This window comes from Burkholderia pulmonis (assembly GCF_984667975.1).
On record NZ_OZ480188.1, the window covers coordinates 195,356 to 217,628 of the forward strand.

The 22,273-nt window shown below is 65.2% G+C and carries 23 protein-coding genes and 1 pseudogene; 15 read left to right on the forward strand and 9 right to left on the reverse strand.

Features of this window, described 5'->3' with window-relative positions; genetic code table 11:
* Positions 1-13: 13 nt before the first annotated feature.
* Positions 14-700: a histidinol-phosphatase gene (locus AC5LXK_RS32750; protein WP_493394768.1), complete on the forward strand. Its 687-nt coding sequence runs from the start codon at positions 14-16 to the stop codon at positions 698-700.
* Between the two features lie 6 nt (positions 701-706).
* On the opposite strand, the gene AC5LXK_RS32755 is transcribed toward AC5LXK_RS32750, so the two are convergent.
* From AC5LXK_RS32755 to AC5LXK_RS32765, 3 genes are all read right to left on the reverse strand, one after another.
* The gene (locus tag AC5LXK_RS32755) at positions 707-1,594 is read right to left on the reverse strand and encodes a LysR substrate-binding domain-containing protein (RefSeq protein WP_493394769.1); all 888 of its coding nucleotides are present in this window, start codon (positions 1,592-1,594) and stop codon (positions 707-709) included.
* Positions 1,595-1,715: 121 nt separating this feature from the next.
* Positions 1,716-2,087, reverse strand: coding sequence for a cupin domain-containing protein (locus AC5LXK_RS32760; protein ID WP_493394770.1), 372 nt, complete (start codon positions 2,085-2,087; stop codon positions 1,716-1,718).
* Between the two features lie 77 nt (positions 2,088-2,164).
* Positions 2,165-3,283, reverse strand: a complete 1,119-nt coding sequence (locus AC5LXK_RS32765; protein ID WP_493394771.1) for a polyamine ABC transporter substrate-binding protein — start codon at positions 3,281-3,283, stop codon at positions 2,165-2,167.
* 271 nt (positions 3,284-3,554) lie between these two features.
* Here AC5LXK_RS32765 and AC5LXK_RS32770 point away from each other — a divergent pair, with 271 nt between their 5' ends.
* The 5 genes from AC5LXK_RS32770 (at position 3,555) to AC5LXK_RS32790 (ending at position 8,372) form a co-directional block, all read left to right on the forward strand.
* Positions 3,555-4,412 (forward strand): helix-turn-helix transcriptional regulator, encoded by an 858-nt coding sequence (locus tag AC5LXK_RS32770; protein ID WP_493394772.1) that lies wholly within the window; start codon positions 3,555-3,557, stop codon positions 4,410-4,412.
* 79 nt (positions 4,413-4,491) lie between these two features.
* Positions 4,492-5,154: an ankyrin repeat domain-containing protein gene (locus tag AC5LXK_RS32775; RefSeq protein ID WP_493394773.1), complete on the forward strand. Its 663-nt coding sequence runs from the start codon at positions 4,492-4,494 to the stop codon at positions 5,152-5,154.
* A gap of 176 nt (positions 5,155-5,330) precedes the next feature.
* Complete coding sequence (locus AC5LXK_RS32780) at positions 5,331-5,972, forward strand: hypothetical protein (RefSeq protein ID WP_493394774.1); 642 nt, start codon at positions 5,331-5,333, stop codon at positions 5,970-5,972.
* A 379-nt stretch (positions 5,973-6,351) separates the two neighbouring features.
* Entirely contained in the window at positions 6,352-7,263 is a 912-nt protein-coding gene (locus tag AC5LXK_RS32785; protein WP_493394775.1) for an NAD-dependent epimerase/dehydratase family protein, read from the forward strand.
* A 206-nt stretch (positions 7,264-7,469) separates the two neighbouring features.
* Positions 7,470-8,372, forward strand: a complete 903-nt coding sequence (locus AC5LXK_RS32790; RefSeq protein ID WP_493394776.1) for a LysR substrate-binding domain-containing protein — start codon at positions 7,470-7,472, stop codon at positions 8,370-8,372.
* Positions 8,373-8,599: 227 nt separating this feature from the next.
* Here the strand turns inward: AC5LXK_RS32790 and AC5LXK_RS32795 are convergent, their stop codons facing one another.
* Positions 8,600-8,944, reverse strand: a complete 345-nt coding sequence (locus AC5LXK_RS32795) for a DUF4148 domain-containing protein (RefSeq protein ID WP_493394777.1) — start codon at positions 8,942-8,944, stop codon at positions 8,600-8,602.
* A 321-nt stretch (positions 8,945-9,265) separates the two neighbouring features.
* Between AC5LXK_RS32795 and AC5LXK_RS32800 the strand changes: the two genes are divergently transcribed.
* Together AC5LXK_RS32800 and AC5LXK_RS32805 are read left to right on the forward strand one after the other, a co-directional pair.
* On the forward strand, positions 9,266-10,285 hold the full coding sequence (locus AC5LXK_RS32800; protein ID WP_493394778.1) for an aldo/keto reductase: 1,020 nt from the start codon (positions 9,266-9,268) through the stop codon (positions 10,283-10,285).
* Positions 10,286-10,302: 17 nt separating this feature from the next.
* A complete protein-coding gene (locus AC5LXK_RS32805; RefSeq protein ID WP_493394779.1) occupies positions 10,303-10,719 on the forward strand; it encodes an SRPBCC family protein in 417 nt (138 codons plus the stop codon).
* A gap of 207 nt (positions 10,720-10,926) precedes the next feature.
* On the opposite strand, the gene AC5LXK_RS32810 is transcribed toward AC5LXK_RS32805, so the two are convergent.
* Positions 10,927-11,838 carry a LysR family transcriptional regulator gene (locus AC5LXK_RS32810; RefSeq protein ID WP_493394780.1) on the reverse strand — a complete coding sequence of 304 codons (912 nt, stop codon included), beginning with the start codon at positions 11,836-11,838 and terminating at the stop codon, positions 10,927-10,929.
* Positions 11,839-11,939: 101 nt separating this feature from the next.
* Between AC5LXK_RS32810 and AC5LXK_RS32815 the strand changes: the two genes are divergently transcribed.
* Together AC5LXK_RS32815 and AC5LXK_RS32820 are read left to right on the forward strand one after the other, a co-directional pair.
* Complete coding sequence (locus AC5LXK_RS32815; protein WP_493394781.1) at positions 11,940-12,959, forward strand: aldo/keto reductase; 1,020 nt, start codon at positions 11,940-11,942, stop codon at positions 12,957-12,959.
* A gap of 28 nt (positions 12,960-12,987) precedes the next feature.
* A pseudogene (locus AC5LXK_RS32820) lies at positions 12,988-13,284 on the forward strand (LysR substrate-binding domain-containing protein); the annotation flags it as partial.
* A 45-nt stretch (positions 13,285-13,329) separates the two neighbouring features.
* On the opposite strand, the gene shc reads toward AC5LXK_RS32820, so the two are convergent.
* Positions 13,330-15,360 carry a squalene--hopene cyclase gene (gene shc / locus AC5LXK_RS32825; protein WP_493394782.1) on the reverse strand — a complete coding sequence of 677 codons (2,031 nt, stop codon included), beginning with the start codon at positions 15,358-15,360 and terminating at the stop codon, positions 13,330-13,332.
* A gap of 52 nt (positions 15,361-15,412) precedes the next feature.
* Between shc and AC5LXK_RS32830 the strand changes: the two genes are divergently transcribed.
* The 3 genes from AC5LXK_RS32830 (at position 15,413) to AC5LXK_RS32840 (ending at position 17,991) form a co-directional block, all read left to right on the forward strand.
* The gene (locus tag AC5LXK_RS32830) at positions 15,413-16,096 is read left to right on the forward strand and encodes a TetR/AcrR family transcriptional regulator (RefSeq protein ID WP_493394783.1); all 684 of its coding nucleotides are present in this window, start codon (positions 15,413-15,415) and stop codon (positions 16,094-16,096) included.
* 122 nt (positions 16,097-16,218) lie between these two features.
* Positions 16,219-17,247, forward strand: a complete 1,029-nt coding sequence (locus AC5LXK_RS32835) for a leucine-rich repeat domain-containing protein (protein WP_493394784.1) — start codon at positions 16,219-16,221, stop codon at positions 17,245-17,247.
* A 198-nt stretch (positions 17,248-17,445) separates the two neighbouring features.
* Positions 17,446-17,991, forward strand: a complete 546-nt coding sequence (locus AC5LXK_RS32840; RefSeq protein WP_493394785.1) for a P-loop nucleotide/nucleoside kinase family protein — start codon at positions 17,446-17,448, stop codon at positions 17,989-17,991.
* 82 nt (positions 17,992-18,073) lie between these two features.
* Here the strand turns inward: AC5LXK_RS32840 and AC5LXK_RS32845 are convergent, their stop codons facing one another.
* From AC5LXK_RS32845 to AC5LXK_RS32855, 3 genes are read right to left on the reverse strand one after another with little or no spacing between them, the layout of a single operon-like run.
* Complete coding sequence (locus tag AC5LXK_RS32845) at positions 18,074-19,600, reverse strand: FAD-dependent monooxygenase (protein ID WP_493394786.1); 1,527 nt, start codon at positions 19,598-19,600, stop codon at positions 18,074-18,076.
* Between the two features lie 16 nt (positions 19,601-19,616).
* On the reverse strand, positions 19,617-20,024 hold the full coding sequence (locus tag AC5LXK_RS32850) for a VOC family protein (RefSeq protein ID WP_493394787.1): 408 nt from the start codon (positions 20,022-20,024) through the stop codon (positions 19,617-19,619).
* The gene (locus AC5LXK_RS32855; protein WP_493394788.1) at positions 20,021-20,329 is read right to left on the reverse strand and encodes an ArsR/SmtB family transcription factor; all 309 of its coding nucleotides are present in this window, start codon (positions 20,327-20,329) and stop codon (positions 20,021-20,023) included. Before AC5LXK_RS32855 ends, AC5LXK_RS32850 begins: the two co-directional genes overlap by 4 nt.
* Positions 20,330-20,532: 203 nt before the next feature.
* Between AC5LXK_RS32855 and AC5LXK_RS32860 the strand changes: the two genes are divergently transcribed.
* Positions 20,533-21,423 (forward strand): LysR family transcriptional regulator, encoded by an 891-nt coding sequence (locus tag AC5LXK_RS32860; protein WP_493394789.1) that lies wholly within the window; start codon positions 20,533-20,535, stop codon positions 21,421-21,423.
* Positions 21,424-21,559: 136 nt separating this feature from the next.
* Positions 21,560-22,231 carry an epoxyqueuosine reductase QueH gene (locus AC5LXK_RS32865; protein WP_493394790.1) on the forward strand — a complete coding sequence of 224 codons (672 nt, stop codon included), beginning with the start codon at positions 21,560-21,562 and terminating at the stop codon, positions 22,229-22,231.
* Positions 22,232-22,273 lie beyond the last annotated feature (42 nt).

A 22,273-nucleotide genomic window follows, 5' to 3' on the forward strand; every position in this document is an offset into this window, starting at 1 on the left:
GACGCTTCATTCGATGACGCACCTCGCGCTTTTCGATCTCGACCTCACCCTCATTCCGTTCGACAGCGACCAGGCCTGGGGCCGGTTCATGGTCGAGCACGGCCTCGTCGACGCGGCCGAATTCGACCGCGTCGACGCGGCATTCTCCGCCGGCTATGCGGCCGGAACGCTCGACATCCACGCGCACCTGTGCAACATGCTCGCACCGCTCGCGCGCCTTTCCCGCGAACGGCTCGCGCACTGGCATGCGTGCTTCATGGCCGACGTCGTGCGGCCCGCGATCTCGCCGGCCGCGCTCGACCTCGTGCGCCATCATCGCGCGCGCGGCGACCTGTGCTGCGTCGTCACCGCGACGAACGCATTCATCACGCGGCCGATCGCGCAGGCGTTCGGCATCGACGCGCTGATCGCATGCGAGCTCGAGACCGTCGACGGCCGACCCGGGTCGCGCTATACGGGGCGTCCGTCCGGCGTGCCGAGCTATCGGGAAGGGAAGATCGTGCGTACCGATGCGTGGCTCGCGTCGCTCGGCCTCGCGTGGTCGGACTTCGAACGCAGCTGGTTCTACAGCGATTCGCACAACGACGTACCGCTGCTCGAGAAGGTCACCGATCCGGTCGCCACGAATCCGGACGAACGGTTGCGTGCAGTGGCCGGCGCGCGCGGCTGGCGGATCGTCGAGCTGTTCGAAACCGTGTGAGCGTCGTTACGCCGGTGCGGGCACGGGTGCGTCGCGGCGTTCGGCGCTGGCCATGAACGCGGTGATCAGCCGCGTATCGGCACGCGCGTCGAGGTAGTACAGGTATTCGTGCATCGGCGGCAGATCGTCGACGATCGCGATCGCGCGCAGCTCCGGATGCGCGCCGACTTCGCCGCACGGCATGAGCGTGCAGCCCATATCGTGCCGCACGGCTTCGCGGATCGCTTCGCGGCTGCCGAGCTCGATCGCGTTCGCGGGCAGCTCGATGCCCGCGTGCTTCAGCACGTGTTCCATCAGCGCACGCGTGCGCGAGCCGGCTTCGCGCAGCAGCAGCGTGTCGCCGGCCAGCGCGGCAAGGGCGACGGATTCGCGCGCCGCGAGCCGATGCGAGCGGTGCACGACCAGCACGAGCGGATCGTTCGCGATCGTGTGGCGCACGAAGCGAGGATCGTCGTCGCGCTGCGACGACACGGCGACGTCGACACGAAAATCGACGAGCGCATCGAGCACCTGCTGCGAGTTGCCGATCTCGATGCTGATCTTCACGGCCGGGTACTGGCGCCGGAACGCGGCGATCGCGGGCAGGATGTAGAACGGGCCGGTCGTGCCGACCCGCAGGTTGCCGGTGTGCAGTTCGCGCTCGTTGCGCAGCGCGAAATCGATGTCGTTCTCCATCTGCAGCATCTGGCCGATCATCGGCATCAGCGATGCGCCGGCGTCGCTGAGGTCGAGCCGGTTGCCGCGGCGATGGAACAGCTCGACGCCGTAATGGCGTTCGAGCTGCTGGATGCGCGACGTGATCGTCGGCTGGCTCACGTCGAGGCGCCTCGCGGCCGCGGTCACGCTTCCCTGGCGGGCGGTTTCGTAGAAGGCGGCGAGAAGCAGGGCAAGCATGGCGGCACACGGGACGGGACGACCGGAACTTACCGGGCGCGTGTGTCATTTCCGTGTCATCGCCGTGCAGGTGCGTGGCAAATTGGGGCGCAATGTTGCGTGTGCCCCGTGCCGTCGCCGCTCATTCGGGCGGCTGTTCGTCGTACGCGACGAAGATCTTGCGCGTGCGTTCGACGACTTCCCACGTGCCGCGAAAGCCCGGCGGAATCATGAAGCGGTCGCCGGCGCGCACGGTTTTCGTGTTGCCGTCCGGATCGGCGATCACCGACGTGCCCTCCAGGATCTCGCAGTATTCGGCTTCGGTATAGGCGACGTGCCAGCGCCCCGGCGTGCTTTCCCAGATGCCGGTCGAGAAGCGGCCGCACGGGCTCGTGAAGCCGGGCGTGATGGTTTGCAGCGGGTCGCCGGCGATCAGCTTCGCGGGTGGCACGCGGTACTGCACGGGTTCGCCGTTCGGGGCGAGGGCGTCGGTGATGGCGGAAATGTCGGGCACGGCTGGCATCCTTGGTCGAATGGAAATGAACGCGCCGGCGGCGCGTTCGCATGATTTCATACTGGCGGGGGGCTTCGTCAATTGCCGGTTTTCAGCTGCTGCCACAGGCGGTTCTCGAGTCGCGCGATGTCCGCCGAGCGCGGCTTCGACAGCGTCATCCGGTCGAGCACGTCGGCGCTCGGATATACGGTCGGATCGTGCGCGACGGCCGGCGTCACGTACTGATGGGCCGCCTTGTTCGCGCTCGGATAGTAGATCTCGTTGGTGATGTCCGCGTTGACCTTCGGGTCCTGGATGTAGTTGATCCATTGCAGCGCGGCTTCCGGATGCGGCGCATCCTTCGGAATCGCCATCACGTCGAACCACAGGATGCCGCCTTCCTTCGGGTTCGCGTAGCGGATCTCGTAGCCGCGCTTCGCCGCCGCCGCTTCGCGGCGCGCGACGCTGACGTCGCCCGACCAGCCGAGCACGACGCACACGTCGTTGTTCGCGAGGTCGTTGTTGTAGCCCGACGAGTTGAACTGCGTGATGTAGGGGCGCACCTTCTTCAGCATGTCGAATGCCGTGTGATAGTCGGCCGGGTTCTTGCTGTTCGGATCCTTGCCGAGGTACTGGAGCGCAGCTGCAAACACGTCGTCCGGCGCATCGAGAAACGATACGCCGCAGCTTTTCAGCTTCGACACGTTGGCCGGGTCGAACACCAGCGCCCAGCTATCGAGCGGCGCGGCGTCGCCGAGTGCCTTCTTCACGGCCTGCACGTTGTAGCCGACGCCGTCCGTGCCGTAGGCCCATGGCACGCCGTACTGGTTGCCCGGATCCGATTCGGCGATCTTCTTCATCAGCGCGGGATCGAGGTTCGCGAGATTCGGCAGCTTCGTCTTGTCGAGCTTCTGGTACACGCCGGCCTGGATCTGCTTGGCCATGTAGTTCGACGTCGGCACGACGATGTCGTAGCCGGAGCTGCCGGCCAGCAGTTTCGACTGCAGCGTGTCGTCGCTGTCGTAGACGTCGTAGCGCACATGCACGCCCGTTTGCTTCTGGAAGTCGGGAATCGTCGTTTTCGCAATGTACTCGGACCAGTTGTAGACGTTCAGTTCGGCGTCCGCCGCGTGGGCGGGCGATACCGACAACGACGCGACGCTTGCGGCGGTCGCGATGGCAACGGGGAAGGCGAGACGAATAGCGCGGACGATCATGGTCACTCCCTTTCGGAACGAAGGCGGCGCACTGCGAGGCGCATGCGCGCCGCGGGTCGGTCGGCGAGGCGCGCGGCGGCCCGCTTCGAACCGCGGATGCGCCGACGGGCCCCGCCGGATATCGGGAATGACTCTATTCGGCGGCCAACGGGCTGTCTGTCCATGAAATCCGTACAGCCCGGCCGCGTGACGCACCGGAACCCGGCGCGCGGGAATTGGCAACGCACTTTTGGCGTGGTAACGATAAGCGTCCCCATTCCCCGTGCACCGTATGACCGACCATGACGCCGCCGCGACGATCGATATCCAGCTGGGCCAGCTCGTGTTCATGTCCGACGCGCTGTCGGCGGTGGCCGGCGCGATCGGAGCGCCGGATTTCGTCGCGGTCGTGTTCGGGAACCTGACGCGCATCGTCGATTGCGATTCCATTCATCTGGATTACGAGGACGAATCGTTGCTGGATCGTCGGGTCGGCTGGATCGGCAGCTACGGCACGTATCCGGACCAGATCGAGCGCACGATGACGCGCTATTACCGCGATTTCGCACAGGTCGACACGACGTTCGACTGCATCCGCGGCGAACGCGATACGCAGTTGCTGCAGTTGTCGACGCTGCGGTTGAACCCCGAGATCCGGCGCGCGTTCTACGACACCGAGGACATTCACGACGAATGCGTGGTCACGTATCGCGTGGACGAGCTGACCTATGCGCTGTCGGTGTGCCGCGCGCGCCGGCTGCCGCCGTTTTCGCTGAAGGAGCTGAGCGTCGTCCGGCACGTCGCGCTGATCGTGCTGCCGCTCGCGGTCGCGCACCGGCGCATCGTCGGCGACCGCCCGGCAGAGGCGCAAGCGCATCCGCCGCGCACACCGGAAAGCGGCCCCGCGCAGCGATTGAACGACGTATTCGAGAAGCTGACGTCGCGCGAATCGGAGGTCTGCGCTCGGCTCATTCGCGGCCGGAAAACGCAGGACATCGCGCACGAACTCGGCATCCGGCCGTCGTCGATCGATACCTACGCGCGGCGCGCGTTCGCGAAGCTCGGCATCGAATCGCGCCGCCAGCTGCTGAACCTGCTCGTCGATCATGATGCGCTCGACGCGTCGTCGGCGCGCCGAAGCGATGCGTGAGGGCAGGGTCGCGACCCGCGTTGATAATGCGTGCGCATTGCGGTGACGCGAGCGCCGCGCAAGGAAAAGGAGCAGCCGATTGAGCATCGCATGGGACGGAATCACGGGCGCCGACGTGCTCGGCGACGCGCAGGTCGCGAGCCGGCACGCGCTGGCCGATGCGGCGCGGAACGGCGAATGGTCGACAATGCTGGACCTCGTCGAGCAGCAACACAGCCTGGTCAACGCGACGCGGCCCGGCGGCACGTCGCTGTATGCGCCGCTGCACCAGGCGGCATACGGCGGTGCGCCGCAGGAGATCGTCGCCGGTCTGCTGCAGCTCGGCGCATGGCGCCTGCTGCGCGACGCACGGCGCGAGCGCGCGGTCGATATCGCGGCGCGGCGCGGGCATCGGCATCTGGTCGAGCTGCTGACGCCGCAGCCGCAACGCGTCGTGCCCGACGACACGCTGCGTGCGATCCAGCGCCATTTCCACGACATGATCCTCGGCCGCATTTCGCACCTGCGCGTCGACGCACTGCGCCTGCCCGAACTCGAACCGTTGCTCGAATACGACGCGCAGGCAGCACGCATGTGGTTCGCGGTGCCGGGCATGTACGGGGGCTTCGGCTATGCGCTGCGCACGGACGGCGATGCGGCCGTGCTCGTGTCGGAGAGCTGGAGCCGCGTCGTCGGCGGCTCGGGCCAGCGGCACGAGATCACCGCGAACGGTTGCGTGCTGGTTGAAGAAGGATTCGTCTGACACGCGTTGCGATTATGATTGGCGTGCGTCGGTTCCTGCATACGAGGCGGCGCATATCAAACAGGGTACCTTCTGGCACGGGATAAAAAATGTTCACAGAGCGTAGTCCGTTCACATGTTACCCATCCAATTCAGCGCCGTACGAGCGAGAGTATGAAGGCTGGATCACGAGGGGAATGGAAGATTACTTTCGGGAGATCGGTGTCGAGCTGACGTGCATGGCGGTCGGGCCGACGCAGGAAAAAATGAGTGGAATAGACGAGTTTTGCCGGCTTCCGGGAAAATACTTCGGACTTCAATTCAAGCGGGCAAAGGAAAGAACGGAGAGTGCGATAGGGTGGGATCTGAACGCCGCACAAACAAAGCTGATCAAGGAAAACGGGGCAATGTGGTACGCACTGCCGACCTTCCTAAACCGGAATCTGCGCCGAGTTGCATTACATCATGTAGTTTTCTGGCGTCCCGGTATTCTGGATGGTGAAAGGATTCACGTGACATCAAGCGGTGCGGTTTATGTGCACTCGAAAACGAGTGGCGAAATCCTGCACTCCAATCTTTCAAGCCGGCAGCAGCGCGCGTTGCTGGGGGAAAAGGCAGCGGATTACGGTATGGAGCACGCATATCGATGGGGACGCTTCGCGGAAGGCTTGTTGTCCTGTTCCATTGGTGCGTTGTACCCGACCGAGTGGTGCGAAATCGACCCGGAGATTGTGTTCGATTCTGAACTGGAATCATTCAAGAATCATGTCGCCGAGTATCAACGAAGGTTGGAACGTGGCGAAAGCTTCATGCTCGCTCGGCTACGGACCGCCGACTGAGCCCTCAGGTGAGATGACGTCGCGCCCGGTCGGTCGCGCTCGAAGCGCGCGGCTGGCTGTATGAACCCGGCGCGTCACGGGGAGCGATGCAGTCGGCAGCCGTTGCCGGGGATGGCCCGAGCGAGCAGACGACTCACTCGCACGGATACCCCCGTCATGCCGCTGATCATCCCGTCCGCAGCAATACTCTTTTCGCGATCGGTCTCTTCCGCGACCGGTGCCTGGCATTGATACTGACGCCGACGGTCCCTTCCCGCCCGTTCCGTGTTCGACGCGGGCGTGACTGGCATCGGCGGCCCGCGCTCCTACGAGTACGCGCGAGTCGATTCATTTCCGCGAGGCATTGGCGGCCGCAGCTGTCTCGCCATCGGAGCAGGGCATGAAGGGCATGAAAATATTCGTGACGGGCGCGAGCGGCTACATCGGCGGCTCGGTGGCCGCGCGGCTCGTCTCGGCAGGACACGTCGTCACCGGATTGACGCGCGACGGCGAGAACGCCGCGAAACTCGCGGCGGCGGGCATCATGCCGGTCGTCGGCACGCTCGACGACCTGGCGCTGCTGCATGCGTTCGCGCGCGATGCGGACTGCATGGTCAACGCGGCGAGCAGCGATCACCGCGACGCCGTCGAGGCGATCATCGCGGCGCTGAGCGGCTCGGGCAAGACGTTCGTGCATACGAGCGGCACCAGCGTGATCGCGGACGATGCGCAGGGTGCGCACGGCGACGCTACCGTGTTCGACGAAACGACGCCGGTCGTCCACCCCGCGAAGCCCGAACGGCATGCGATCGACCGGCTCGTGATGTCGGCCGCGACCCTCGGCATCCGCTCGGCCGTGATCTGCAACAGCATGATCTACGGCGACGGCCTCGGCATCCGCCGCGACAGCGCGCAATTGCCGCTGCTCGCGGCCCTCGCGCGCGACGCGGGCGCGGTGCGCGTGATCGGCAAGGGGCTGAACCGCTGGTCGAACGTGCATGTCGCCGATGTTGCCGATCTCTACCTGCGCGCGATCCATGCCGCATCGCCGGGCGCGTTCTACTTCGCCGAGAACGGCGAAGCGTCGTTCGCGGACATCGGCCACGCGCTGGCCGAGCGGCTCGGCTTGCCGTCCGTCGTCGAATGGGATGTCGCCGATGCGGCGCAGGCGCTCGGTCATTCGCGCGCGCATTTCTCGCTCGCGTCGAACAGCCGCGTGAAGGCGCTGCGCGCGCGGCAGGAACTCGGGTGGGCGCCGAAGCACGGCGCGATGCTCGACTGGATTCGCGACGAGATGCCGGTCGCGGCCTGACGCCGCCGTATCGCCTGGTATGACGAAAAACGCGCCCGCCGGGCGCGTTTGCCTGTCCGGCCTCGGGCGCCATTCCGGATTGTTCGGACAATAGTCGCCGTGAATTGTTGAATCGAAATCAACTGTGATTCGCGTGCGCGCCCGCTTATCAAACCGGCGCGGCGGCACTATCGTGACGGTTCCTGAAACCGCCGACACTGCCGACCATGAAGACGACCCTCGACGAAATGCTCGCGTTCGTGACCATCGCCGATACCGGTTCGTTGACGGGTGCGGCGGACAAGCTGCACCAGCCGACCTCGGTGATGAGCCGGATCCTGCGGCGCCTCGAGGAGAAGCTCGACACGACGCTGATCCGCCGCACGACACGCCGCCTCGAAGTGACCGAGGAGGGCAAGCTGTTCCTCGAATATGCGCGCGACATCATTGCGTCGGTCGAATTTGCCGAGGAGCAGATCGTCAGCCAGCGCGAGACGCCGTCCGGGCGCTTGCGGATCAACGCGGCGATGCCGTTCATGCAGCACGTGATCGCGCCGATGATGCCCGGCTTCCGCGACGCGTATCCGGCGATCGCGGCCGAACTCCATACGAGCGACGAGATCATCGACCTGCTGGAGCAGCGTACCGACGTGGCGATCCGGATCGGCGAGCTGCGCGATTCGACGCTGCACGCGCGTCGGCTCGGCAGCAGCCGGCTGCGCATCCTTGCGAGCCCCGCCTACCTGGAGAAAGCCGGCGTACCGACAAGCGTCGCCGATCTCGCGAACCATACGCTGCTCGGCTTCGTGCAGCCGGAAACGCTGAACCACTGGCCGCTGCGCACCGCGGATGGCGACAGCTACCGGATTCAACCCGCCCTCCAGGCATCGAGCGGCGAGACGCTGATGACGCTGGCCGTGAACGGTGCAGGCATCGCCTGCCTCGCCGATTACATGACGGGCACCCATCGTCGCGACGGCGGCCTCGTCGAACTGCTCGTTGACGACATCGTCGAATTTCGTCAACCGATTCATGCGGTCTACTATCGAAATGCCCGGCTGTCGTTGCGCATCTCCAGCTTTCTCGACTATGTCGCCGCACAGTTGAAGAACGGCGGCGATATCGATTGACACGAAGCGTGCGCCGGCCGTGCATCGCCGTCGGTCGCGCGATGCATGCGCATGCGTCGCACGCTTCTACGTTCCCCTCGCAATTCCGGTTCGTCTGCCGGCGCGATGCGCCGAACCAGCCGCAGTGCCGGTCACCTTCGAACGACGCGCGGCCCGAATGCCTGTTCGGGCGATTCGGGCCGGCAATGCGGAGGGACGGGACGAGCGGTTGCGCGTGTCGATGCAACTCAATGACCGCGATAGATCGAGTCGCGGCCGTTGATCATCGTCGCTCGGCCGGATTCGCCGGTGGTGCGGGCTTCGTTGCCGAAACCGGTTTTGTCGGCGGCCGGTGCGGTGCTCGGTGCAGCCTGTGCGACGGCGTTGTCACGTACGCGCTTTTCGGCGGCGAGGATCGCGACCGGATACTGGTTGTGATCCATCGCCGGGGTGTAGCCGACGGCTGCGAGGCGGGCCATTTCGGCCTTCACTTCGGCGCGGGTCAACGGGTGGTCGGCTTGTTGCGCGAACGACAGCGCCGGTGCGGAAAGGATCAGTGCGGCAAGCGTGGTGGAGATCAGCGTTTTCATCATGGGTATCTGTCAGGTTGAGTGAACCGCAACCACGTTGATGTCGTTGCGAGTGCAGTCAATATAGGTATCGCGACGCCCGGGAAAAACGGTCGCCGGCCCAAATGATTTTTGATCTGAAATCACGAATCGGGAGTCGATTCGGTCGGTAGCCTTGCCGGGCTGGCGTCCTGCCGGAACAGGGTGCCGGAGCCGGTCATCGAAACAGGCCTCAAACAGGCCGATTAGACCTCTTGGGACTCAAGTGTGTCGAATTCCGTCTTGGACAGACTTAACCCACGTACCTAGACTGAACTCGCTTTCCCTCATTCCCTGGAGAAAATCATGAGTCTCAAAGACAAGCTGCCTGGTAACAAGATCCTTGGTTTCGGTACTGCCCCGCTCGGCAACATGTTCCGCAACATCCCCGACGCGGAAGCCGCGGCTACCGTCGAAGCGGCATGGCAACACGGCATCCGTTATTTCGATTCGGCCCCGTTCTATGGCGCCGGCCTTGCGGAAATCCGCCTCGGCGACGCGCTGGCGAACCACCCGCGTGACGAATATGTACTGAGCACGAAGGTCGGCCGCGTGATCCTCGACGAAATCGAAGACGTGTCGGCGCGCGATCTCGGCGAAAAGGGCGGCCTGTTCGAACACGGCCGGCCGAACCGCATCGTCAACGACTACACGGCCGACGCGACGCTGCGTTCGATCGAGGACAGCCTGAAGCGCCTGCGTACCGACCGCCTCGACATCGTCTGGGTGCACGACATCGCACAGGACTTCTACGGCGATGAATGGCTCGCGCAATTCGAAGTGGCGCGCAAGGGCGCATTCCGCGTGCTGAGCAAGCTGCGCGAAGAAGGCGTGATCAAGGCATGGGGCCTCGGCGTGAACCGCGTCGAACCGGTCGAACTGGTGCTCGACCTCGCCGAACCGCAACCGGACGGCATGCTGCTGGCCGGCCGCTACACGCTGCTCGATCACGAGCGCGCGCTGCAACGCGTGATGCCGGCGGCTGCCGCGCAGAACGTCGGGATCGTCGTCGGCGGCCCGTACAGCTCGGGCGTGCTCGCAGGCGGGTCGCACTTCGAATACCAGAAGGCTTCGCCGGAAATCCTCGCGAAGGTCGAACGGATCAAGGCGATCGCCACGCGCTACAACGTGCCGATCAAGGCCGCCGCGCTGCAGTTCTCGATGTCGCATCCGGCCACCGTCGCGGTGATCCCGGGCGCGAGCCGTCCGGAGCGGATCGCGGAAGACCAGGCTGCGCTGAACGTGGTGATTCCGGCCGATTTCTGGCGCGAAATGCGTGAACAAGGTCTGATTGCGGCCAATGCGCCGCTGCCGACCGATCGTTAATCCTCAAAGGTGATGACATGGCACAGGCAAATGCAAGCATCGAACTCCCGGCTTCGGCCGAGACCGTCTGGCAACTGATCGGCGGCTTCGGGTCGCTGCCCGACTGGCTGTCGTACATTCCGGCCAGCGAGCTGAGCGAAGGCGGGCGCGTGCGGCGTCTCGCGAACCCGGCCGGCGACGCGATCGTCGAGCGGCTGGTCGCGTTCGACGAAGCGCAACGCAACTACACGTACGCGATCCTCGAAGCGCCGTTCCCGGTCGTGAACTATCGCTCCACGCTGCGCGTGCGCGAGAACGGCCCGAACGCGTCGACCGTCGAGTGGTCGGGCACGTTCACGCCGCACGGCGCGACCGACGACGACACCGTCAAGCTGTTTCGTGGGATCTACGAAGACGGCCTCGCGGAACTGGCGAAGCGGTTCGCGGCGGCCTGACGGCAGCGCATCGCATCGTGCGAGCAGGAGCCTGGCGACATCGGGCTCCGTCAGCGCCTTCGTCGCGGGTTGAGGCCCGCGGCGGAGGCGTTGGCGCATCTGTGCCGCTCGTCGATCAGAGGCCGCGCGCCGTGCGAGGAAGATCGGGGTTGAGATGGCGAGTACGCCAGGCGCCGGGATGCAATGGCGCCCCGCGCTTTCATGGTTTCATTTTCCGGCCGTCACGACGACATCCTCGCCGGTCAGGATCTCGCGGAAGATGCCGACCAGCGGCCGCAGGTTGACCTTGTGCCATGCAGCCCACAGCGGCGTGCGATAGCTGAACCACGGCAGCTCGCGCAGCACGACGCCTTCCGGCACCTGGTGCCGCAGGCTCTGCTGGATCATCGTCACGCCGAGCCCGGCGGCAACGAGGCCGAGCGCCGCGAGCGGCTCGGACGCTTCCACCGAGATGTCCGGCGAGAAACCTGCCTTCGCGCAGGCTGCGACGAACGCACCGTGACGCGGCGCGCTTTCCTGTTGCGTGACGCCGATCCACGCCTGCGCGGCGAGATCGTCGGCGGCGAGCGTCTTCTTCTTCGCGAGCGGGTGCCCGTCGGGCATCGCGAGCAGCATCGGATCGTTCAGCACCATCATCGAATCGAGTTCGGGGTCGTCCGGCGCGGGCGGCTCGGTGACGAGCGCGATGTCGAGGCTGCGCTCGCGCAAGCCTTCGAGCTGCGCGGCAGACTGATAGTTGTACAAAGCGATGTGCACGGACGAACGCTCGGCGCGCAGCGTTTTCAGCGCGCGCGGCAGCACGCCCGAGTGCGTGGCCGTCTCCAGGTAGCCGATGCACAGGCCGCCTTCGTCGCCGCGGCCGAGCCGGCGCGCGAGCGATTCGAGCCGGTTCGCATGGCGCAGGAACGCGTGCGTTTCGCTGAGGAACGTGCGTCCGTCACGCGTCAGGCGAATGCGCTGCTGGCTGCGTTCGAACAGCGTCAGGCCGAGCTTTTCCTCGAGCTGTGCGATCTGGCGGCTGAGCGGCGATTGCGAGATGTGCAGGCGTTCGGCCGCGCGGCCGACGTGTTCTTCTTCCGCGACCGCGATGAAATACTGAAGCTGGCGGATGTCTAGCATATAAGACCTTCTGAGACTCAAGTTTGACAAATTATGTCTTGGACAGACTTATCCGTGCAACCTAGACTGGGTTCACTTTTCTGTCAAACCCGGAGAAACACATGAGTCTCAAGGACACGCTGCCGGCCGGCAACCGGCTCGGTTTCGGCGCGGCGCCGCTCGGCAACATGTTCCGCGACATTCCCGACGCGGAAGCGATCGCGACCGTCGAAGCCGCCTGGGCGCGCGACATCCGCTACTTCGACACCGCGCCGTCGTACGGTGCGGGCCTGGCCGAATCGCGCCTCGGTGAAGCGCTGGCCAGCCATCGACGCGACGACTACTTCATCAGCACGAAGGTCGGCCGCATCGTGCTCGACGAAATGGAGGACGCGAAGACGCGCGACTACGGCGAAAAGAGCGGGATCTTCGCGCATGGCCGCGCGAACCGGCTGGTGAGCGACTACTCGGCCGACGCGACGCTGCGTTCGATCGAGGACAGCCTGAAGCGCCTGCGCACCGATCGCCTCGATATCGTGTGGGTGCACGACATTGCGCAGGACATCTACGGCGACGAATGGCTCGCGCAGTTCGAGGTCGCGCGCAAGGGTGCGTTCCGCGTGCTGGGCAAGCTGCGCGAAGAAGGTGTGATCGGGGCGTGGGGTCTCGGCGTGAACCGCGTCGAGCCGATCGAACTGGTGCTCGACCTCGCCGAACCGCAACCGGACGGGATGCTGCTGGCCGGCCGCTACACGCTGCTCGATCACGAACGCGCGCTGCAACGCGTGATGCCGGCCGCTGCGGCCCGCAACGTCGGGATCGTCGTCGGCGGCCCGTACAGCTCGGGCGTGCTCGTCGGCGGCGCGCACTTCGAATACCAGAAGGCGCCGCCCGAGATCGTCGCGAAGGTCGAGCGGATCAACGCGATTGCCGCGCGCCACGACGTACCGGTCAAGGCCGCTGCGTTGCAGTTCGTGCTCGCGCATCCGGCGACGGCCGCGGTGATTCCGGGCGCGAGCCGTCCGGAGCGGATCGCGGAAGATGCTGCGGCACTGGCGTTCGATATCCCGGCCGATTTCTGGCGCGAGATGCGCGAGCAGCAACTCGTCGCGGCCGATGCGCCGCTGCCGATCGATCGTTGAGCGGCACGCGATTCGACGACGCCGACCGGTGCCGGTCTCGTCGAATCTGCGAAGGTCGATCGAGGCGCAGCTGTCGCAGACGATCGTCGCGTTCGTCGCGAACGGTGCGGGCGTCGCACTGATCGATCCGGTGACGGCCGCGTATGCGGGCCAGCGCGTGGCCGTCAAGCCGTTCGAGCCGGCCGTGCCCGATCACCTCTATCTGGTGACGTCCGCGTCGCAGCCGTTGTCGATGATCGGCGAAGCGTTCTGCGCGAATCTGCGCGATGCGTTCGCGACGATGCGGGGGAAGGGCGCGGGTGAATCGGCGAGAAGGGGAATGTGACAACGACCGCGCCGGGTACCCTGAGGCACCGCGGCGCGCGGTCGTTCAGGCGACTGCCGTATCGGTTGCTTCCACTGCGGCCGGAGCAGCCGTGCCCGCCAGACGCCGATAGCGCGCAAGCGCCCACAGCGGGAAGTACGCGGTATAGCCGTGATACTTCAGATAGAAGATGCGCGGGAAGCCCGGCGCATTGTGCGAGCGGTGCCACCAGAAGCCGTCGTCCTGCTGCACCGACTGCAGATACGCGATGCCGCGCTTCACCGAATCGGATTCGCAGTCGCCGAACGCCATCTGCGCGAGCAGTGCCCACGCGGTGAAGTTCGACGTGCTCTCACCGCCGTTCGTGCCGCCGAGTGTCGGGTCGATATAGCTGTCGTTCGTTTCGCCCCAGCCGCCATCCGCATGCTGCCGGGCGCGCAGCCACTCGATCGCGCGCGCGATGTACGGCTGCGACTTGTCCTCGCCGGCGAGCGCGAGGCCGGCCAGCACGCTCCACGTGCCGTAGATGTAGTTCGTGCCCCAGCGGCCCCACCAGCTGCCGTCGGGCTGCTGCGTGCGCTTCACGTACTCGATGCAGCGCGCGAGCGATGCGCGATCTTCCTCGCGCTTCGTCACGCCGAAGCACAGCAGCACGCGGCCCGACACGTCCTCGGTCGGCGGATCGAGCAGCGCGCCGTGATCGGCGAACGGGATCGCGTTCAGGTACAGGCGGTCGCAATCGGCATCGAATGCCGCGAAGCCGCCGTTGCGCGATTGCAGCCCGCGCATCCAGTCGAGCGCGCGCGCGACGCGCGGTGCATACGGGTTCGTGCCGTCCGCGTTGCGATGCGTGCGGCCGCGGCGGTCGAGCATCGCGGTGACGACCGCGGTGTCGTCGATGTCGGGGTAGTACGGGTTCGCGTACTGGAACGCCCAGCCGCCCGGCTCGACATCGGCCGGCACGTTCTCGATCCAGTCGCCGCGCAGGTCGTTGACCTGGCGCACGGCCAGCCAGTCGTACGCGCGCGCGATGCGTTCATCGAGTTCGCGCGGCGTGACGGCCGCCTCGTCGCCTTCCGGCGCCGCGACGCCGCGTGCCTGTTCGAGCGCCATCGTGCTCCACGCGGTGTCCCACACCGGCGACAGGCACGGCTGGCAATACATGCTGCCGTCCGGCCGCGTGACCAGCAGCTTCTCCAGCGCGTTCTCGCAATCGCGTCGCAGCGGGTGGTCGTCCGGGTAGCCGAGCACCTGCATCATCTGGTAGCTGTAGACGATCGGCGGGAAGATGCCGCCGAGCCCGTCCTCGCCGTTCATGCGCTCCGCGCACCACGCTTGCGCATGCCGGATCGCGCGTTGCCGCAGGCCCTTCGGCATCAGCGGCTCGATATGGCGGACCGTGCGGTCGAGCGCGAGGAACACCCTGCGCATGCCGCGTGCGGGCGGGAAGTACCGGCGTTCCTCGTCCGGTGGCGTGACGAACAACTCGCTGATCGAGATGTTGCGCGGATTGCGCGCGCGCGCCTTCAGCGAACACAGCACCAGCAGCGGCACCATCGTCGTACGCGCCCAGTACGCGACTTTGTACATCGAGATCGGTACCCACTTCGGGAACAGCACGAATTCGATCGGCATGAACGGCGCCGCGCGCCACGGCACCTGGCCGAACGTCGCGAGCAGGATGCGCGTGAACACGTTCGCGCGTGCCGCGCCGCCGAGCGTCAGGATCGCGTCGCGCGCGCGGACCATGTGCGGCGCGTGTTCGCTGTCGCCGGCCGCCTTCAGCGCGAAATACGCCTTCACGCTGCACGACACGTCCGGTGCGCCGTCGACGTACAGCGCCCATGCGCCATGCGTGTCGAGCCGCTGGTTCGCGCGCAGGTAACGCGCCATCTTCTCCTGGCGCACGTCGTCGATCCTGTCCATGAAATGCATCATCAGGATGTATTCCGCGGTGATCGTCGCGTCGGATTCGAGCTCGAAACACCAGCTGCCGTCGGGCTGCTGAAGACGCACGAGCGCGTCGCGTCCACGGGCGATCGCGGTGTCGAGCGCGGACCAGGAAGAGGGGGCCGATTTATTCATGCGGCGGATCATACCATCCGGCCGGAATGTTTATATCGAGACGCCGGGTGCTACCATCCGCACCATGAAAAAACGCCTCGAACCCGCGCCGCACGACGTCTCCGCGCCTGTCGAACCGGCCGGGACGGCCGGTGCACGGGCGCCTGAAGGATCGCCGGCGCCGGCTGCTGCCGCCGCCGGCGTGCGACGCAAAAAAGCGCCCGATCAGGTGCGCGCGCAGTTGCTGGCGGCGGCGTCGGACATCGCGACACATCACGGCGTGGCCGCGCTGACGCTCGACGCGGTGGCCGAGCGCGCCGGCGTGACGAAAGGCGCGCTGCAGTATCACTTCGCGAACAAGCAGGGGCTGCTCGACGCGCTGTTCGGGCAGGCAACCGAGCGGTTCGGCGCGCAGATGGACGCGCGGATGGCGGCCGATTCGCACGGCGACGGCGCGGCGGCGCGCGCCTATCTGCATGCGGTGCTCGATGCGGCCAACCCGGCCGCGAGTACCGACGTGCTGCGCGTGCTGGTCGCGTCGATGATCACCGAGCAGGACACGCGTGCGCGATGGTCGGTGCCGATGCGCGAATGGACGCGGCCCGATCCCGTGCCGCTCGGGCAGGCCGCGACGTTGATGATCTGCCGGCTCGCCGCCGACGGGCTGTGGATTTCGGAACTGCTCGACAGCGTCGAGGTATCGGCGGAACTGCGCGCGGAGATCGTCCGGCAGCTCGATGCGATGAGCAAGGGTGTGTTTCCGAAGTGATGAGCGACACCGGTTCCGCATGATCGGAAGCCGGAATTCAAATAGGGCGGGCGTGGGAGCGGTGCCGGTTGCGCGCTGCAGTCGCCCGATGACGAGGCCGTGAGCCCATTGCCGGAGCGTGCATGCTGCAGGTATTCAGTGGCCGGATTACCGATCCGGAAATCGTTTCGCCGACGGAAATCCTGGAGGCCTGCGAGCAGCACGAGCGGCTGGTCGTTCAGTTCAGCAAGCCCGATGCGTACGGCCCGGAAATCCTGCAATCGCTGAACGAGGCTTGCCGGCTGGCCGGGGATCGGCTTCAGGTCCGTTTCTACGGTCACTACTGGGCGCCGTTCGATGCGGCCGTGCTGCGCCATTTACCCGACGCACGCGACCTGTCGGTCGATTGCCTGACCGAGATCGTGCACGAAGAGGAGATCGGCCGGCTGCCCCGGCTGAAGCGGTTGGGCTTCGGGGTGTTCAAGCTGAACCGGCCTGACTTTCTCGGCACGCTCGACCCGGGCCGGCTCGAGCGGCTGGTGCTGTCGGAAAACGAGAAGCGGAACATCGACCTGTCGCCGCTCGCGAAGTGCGCATCGTTGACCGAACTCTTCGTCCAGGGGCACGCCAAAGGGATCGACGCGATCGCCGGCCTGCCCGGGTTGCGCAAGCTGACGCTCAGTTGTTATGCGAAGAAGTATCCGCTCGGCTTCATCCAGGCGATCCCGGGCCTGCAGGAAATGACGCTGCTCCTGGGCGGTCGCGACAATCTCGACGACCTGTCGAGCACCACCGTCGAACTGCTGCAGATCCTGCGCGTACGCGGGCTGTCCACGCTGGGCGACCTGTCGCGCTTGCCGTCGCTTTCCGCGCTGCGCATCGAGGATCAGTTGCAGCTGTCGACGCTGGACCTGTCCGGCGCGACGCTGGCGCGGCTGTCGCTGTTCAATTGCAGGAAGCTGGCTGAACTGGTAGGGCTGGACGGGCAGGACAGGCTGCGGGAATTTCGCGCGCTGGATGTGGCGCTCGACCTGAATGCGTTGCGCGATCGCGACTGGCCGCCGGCTGCGCGGTCCGTCAGGCTGCTTTCGGGCAACCGGAAGTGGAACGAAGACACCAGGGTCAGGCTGGCTGCGCGCGGGCTGGGCGAGGAGGGTAGCCTCTGGCCGTGATCGACGCGTGCCGCATCGGACCCGCTTGCTCCGGCTCGGGCAGTTGATTATTCTGATGCGCATGAACCGATCGCGTACCCCTTCGATTATTCGCGCCGCACGTGTGCCGGCGGGGTAGCCATCGACTGAAAGCCTGTCATCAAAACCCGCCCGGAAGGCGGGTTTTTGCTTTCCGGGCCATCCACGGAGTGCCTGGAAATGCAGACCGGAAATCTATCCCAAGCGTCGTCATCGAACGACGCGGTGTTGCTCCACATGGTGTGCGGCAAGATCGCATCGGGGAAATCGACGCTGACCGCGAGGCTGGCGAGCGATGCGCGGGCCGTCCTGATCAGCGAAGACGTATGGCTTGCCCGGCTCTATCCGGGCGAGATTCAGTCGATCGGCGATTATGTTCGCTGTGCTACGCGTATCCGGGACGTAATCGCCGATCATGTCCGCGCGTTACTGCAGGCAGGCGTTTCGGTGGTGCTCGATTTTCCGTTCAATACCGTGGCGGCGCGTGCGTGGGGGCATGGGGTTTCGAAGGCCGCCGGCTGCGGTCATCGGCTTCATTTCCTCGATGTCAGCGACGCGGTGTGCAAGGCGCGTCTGCACGCGCGCAACGCGCGAGGGGAGCATCCGTTTCAGGCGTCGGATGCGGAGTTCGAGCAGATTACCCGGTACTTTGTCGTGCCGGGTGCGGAAGAACGGTTGACTATCGTGGTTTATGGCGAAGCGGGGGCCGCGAACGAGCAGGTGTGAGCGCCTTCGACGATCGGGATGCGTTCGGGAGGGCGGCCCGGCTGCATGGAGAGGGCGTGTGCCATCCCCTCCTTTGCGGATGTCATCGAGCGGGATGACGATCGCGTGCGTGCCCGGGTGGCCCGAACCACGTGTTCATCGCATGGTGGAGACCGTCCTGCGTGCCGGTGCCCACCCACGCGACATATCCGTCGGGCCGGATCAACACCGCCGTCGGTGCGTCAACCAGGCCGAGCGCAGGCAGGTTCCATGCACCGTCGTAACCGGCGTGAACCAGCCTGACGCGATCGGACCAGCGCGTGATGTCGACGCTGCCGGGTACGTCGAGATTCAACAGCACCGGCCGTGCATCGCGAAGCAGCGTGAAGACGCGCACGGGACCGTCGGGCGTGATCACGTCGAGGTCCGGCATGCGGCGGCCGATCAGCGGATGTCCTTCGCCGAGATCGTAGCGGATACCCAGCCCGGACATCTCGGCGGCGATTCGCTTGCGCGGCTCGTCCATCCCGAGCAGCTCCGCGGTGATGTCGCGCAATGCTTCGGTGCGGTCGTCCGTGCGCTGCAACGCGACCTGCGCCAGGGTCGTGCGCAGCACGCGGGCCGCGACCGGATGTTGCTCGGCATGATACGTATCGAGCAGGCTGTCCGGCGAGGTGCCTTTCACGACCTGGGCCAGTTTCCAGCCCAGATTCACCGCATCCTGCACGCCGATATTGAGGCCCTTGCCGCCCACCGGCGAGTGCACGTGCGCGGCATCGCCTGCCAGGAGAACCCGGCCCTTGCGGTAGGCCGCCGCCTGCCGCGCCATGTCGGTGAACCGGGAAATCCACGTCAGGCGATGGATGCCGTAATCGGTGCCGAATGCGGCGACGAGTGCTTCCTTGAGATCGTCGAGCGTGGGTTCGGCCGTCGCCCCGACCGTCTTTTCGGTCACCATGACCCCGACGGGGCCTTCGGTCGCGAACACGATCCTGCCGTCGCGAATTTCGTATTCCTCACGGCCAAACGCATGAATGCCCGATGCGGTGCGATGGACGCCCAGCGGCGGCTCCTCGGTCACTTCGCCCTCGGCGAGAATGCTGCTGGTCGTTGCGTCCCAGCCCGGAAACGCGATACCGGCGGTCTTGCGGACGAGGCTGCGGCCGCCGTCGCACCCGACGAGATAGCGCGCCCGCAGCGCCGCTCGCCCGGACAACTCGATCGAGACGCCGGTGTCGTCCTGCGCGAAACCGGTCAACTCGCAGCTGCGGTAGATCCGTACCTTCAGTTCGTCGATCCATCCGGCCAGAATGCGCTCGATATGTTTCTGCCGAAGCCCCAGCACGTAGTGGTGCCGGGTCGGAAAATCGCTGATGTCCAGGCGGATCGAAGCAAATCCCGTGACCTGGGCCTTCTGGCCTTCGGCAAGGAACCGGTCAACGATGCCGCGTTGATCGAAAATCTCGAGTGTCCGTGCAAGCAGGCCGCCCGCGCGCGAACCGGCAAGCGCCTGATCGGGCCGGCGCTCGACGATGGCGACGTCGACGCCAGCCAACGCCAGCTCGGCTGCCAGCATCAGGCCGGTTGGCCCGCCTCCGGCAATGACGACCTCATGTTCCGCCATCTGCATGCCCCACCTCCCGGCTTCAACGTGACGATGCCTGGTTGTCCTTCATCTGGACGAGCTGAATCAGGTTGCCGCAGGTATCGTCGAATACGGCCATGCGGACCATGCCCGCATCCATCGGGTTTGTGACGAACCGGACGTCGAGGGCGCGCAGCCGCTGATATTCGGTGTCCAGATCGTCGACCTGAAATGATGCCGCCGGTATGCCGTCTTCGACGAGCGCCCGCTTGTAGGGCCCCACTGCAGGGTGCTCGCTCGGCTCCAGCAGCAGCTCCGTTCCGTCGGGTGCCTCGCTCGATACGACGGTGAGCCAGCGATGCTCGCCCAGCGGGATGTCATGTTTCACGACGAAGCCAAGGGCCTTCGTGTAGAAGTCCAGCGCCCGGGATTGATCGTCGACAAAGACGGTCGTGACATAGATTCTCATGGCTCTTCTCCTTCCTTCAGATGTCTCTGAAGCCAGATGTCGGCTGCTTTGCGCAGCGGTTGGAGATCAAGGGAATGGATCTTGGTGCGGCCCGACCAGGAGATGCGAACCAGGCCGGCTTTCTCCAGCATGTCGAGATGCTGGGTCACTGCCTGCCGGGAGATGGCTTTTTCACCCGCCGCGACTGCCACGGCACAAATCTGGAAGAGCGACTGGTCGGGCTGCTCGCGCAACCGATCGATGATCCTGCGACGGATCGGGTCGGCAAGCGCCTTGAAAACCTGGTCAAGCTGGTCGTCATTCATGACACATGATATGCAATGATTTTATTGCATGCCAAACGTGCGAGGGGGTTTCGGTTTGTTCGGGGAACGGAGGCGATCGGGTGGAGGTGGTGGCGTTTCGCCGGTCTCTCCGTCGAAAATCCCTGAATTGCCGGATCGCAAGGGCGCAAACGATGAAGTAAAATTCGTCTATCTCAAATAAACATGAATTTCACTCATTCATCATGCTTGATCGCATTCATTTGTCCATCGTGCAAGAGGTGGAAAAGCAGGGCTCGCTGACCGCGGCCGCGGGTGTCCTGCACGTGACGCAGTCGGCGTTGAGCCACAGCATGAAGAAGCTGGAGCAGCAGCTGGGCACCGACATCTGGCTGCGCGAAGGCCGTAGCCTGCGCCTGACCCAGGCCGGCCAATACCTGCTGGCGGTGGCCAACCGGGTGCTGCCGCAGCTGAATCTGGCCGAAGAGCGCTTGCGGCAATTCGCCCAGGGCGAGCGCGGCTCCCTGCGCATCGGCATGGAATGCCACCCGTGTTACCAGTGGCTGCTGAAAGTCGTGTCGCCCTATCTGGCCGCGTGGCCGGATGTGGACGTGGACGTCAAACAGAAATTCCAGTTTGGTGGCATCGGTGCGCTGTTCGGATACGAGATCGACTTGCTGGTCACGCCCGATCCGCTGGACAAGCCAGGCCTCGTATTCGAACCGGTATTCGACTACGAGCAAGTCCTGGTCGTGGCCGGCAACCACAGGCTGGCCAACGAGGAATACGTCACGCCCAAGCAGCTGACCAGTGAGGTACTGGTGACCTACCCGGTGCCGGTCGACCGCCTGGATATCTACAGCATGTTCCTCACGCCGGCCGGAATCACGCCCAAACGCCACAAGGCGATCGAGACCACCGACATCATGCTGCAGATGGTCGCCAGCGGCCGCGGCGTGGCCGCCCTGCCACGCTGGCTGGTGCTGGAATACGCGGACAAGATGAACGTGGTGCCGGTACGGCTGGGCGAGAACGGCATTGCCAAGCACATCTATCTGGGGGCTCGCGAGGCGGACGTGGGTATCGATTACCTGCGTGCGTTCATCGAACAGGCGAAAAGGGCTGACGTGGCCTGATGCTTCGTGGCCGCGGGTTCCATGAATGCGGCTCATGGGAACATGAAAACATATCCATTTTCATTTCGGCGGGTCGGAGGCGACAATTCGAAGTTGCCCGGCCCGACGAGCGCGGGCGTACTTCATCGCACTTCTCATGGCATCCACAATCGAACGCAAGCCATTGGCGTTACCGGGCGGGCACAAGAAAGTGCTGCTGCATTCCTGCTGTGCGCCGTGCTCGGGCGAAGTGATGGAAGCGATGCAGGCGTCCGGCATCGACTTCACGATCTTCTTCTACAACCCGAATATCCATCCGCTGAAGGAATACGAACTGCGCAAACAGGAAAACATCCGGTTTGCAGAGAAGTTCGGTATCCCGTTTGTCGACGCCGACTACGACCGCGACAACTGGTTCGAGCGTGCCAGGGGAATGGAAAACGAGCCGGAGCGCGGCATCCGCTGCACGATGTGCTTCGATATGCGTTTTGAGCGCACGGCATTGTATGCGCATGAGCACGACTTCCCGGTGATCACCAGTTCGTTGGGCATCTCGCGGTGGAAGAACATGCAACAGATCAACGATTGCGGCGTGCGTGCGGCCTCGCACTATCCCGACATGCTGTATTGGGAATACAACTGGCGCAAAGGCGGCGGCTCGGCGCGCATGATCGAGATCAGCAAGCGGGAGAGCTTCTACCAGCAGGAATATTGCGGTTGCGTCTATTCGCTGCGCGACAGCAACCGGCATCGTGTGGACAGCGGCCGGGAGCGCATCCAGCTGGGCGTGAAGTTTTACGGCGACGACGACTCCGCAATCGAATCCTGAGCGTGGCGTCGTTACCCGGATCAACACCGGACGCGGACAAAA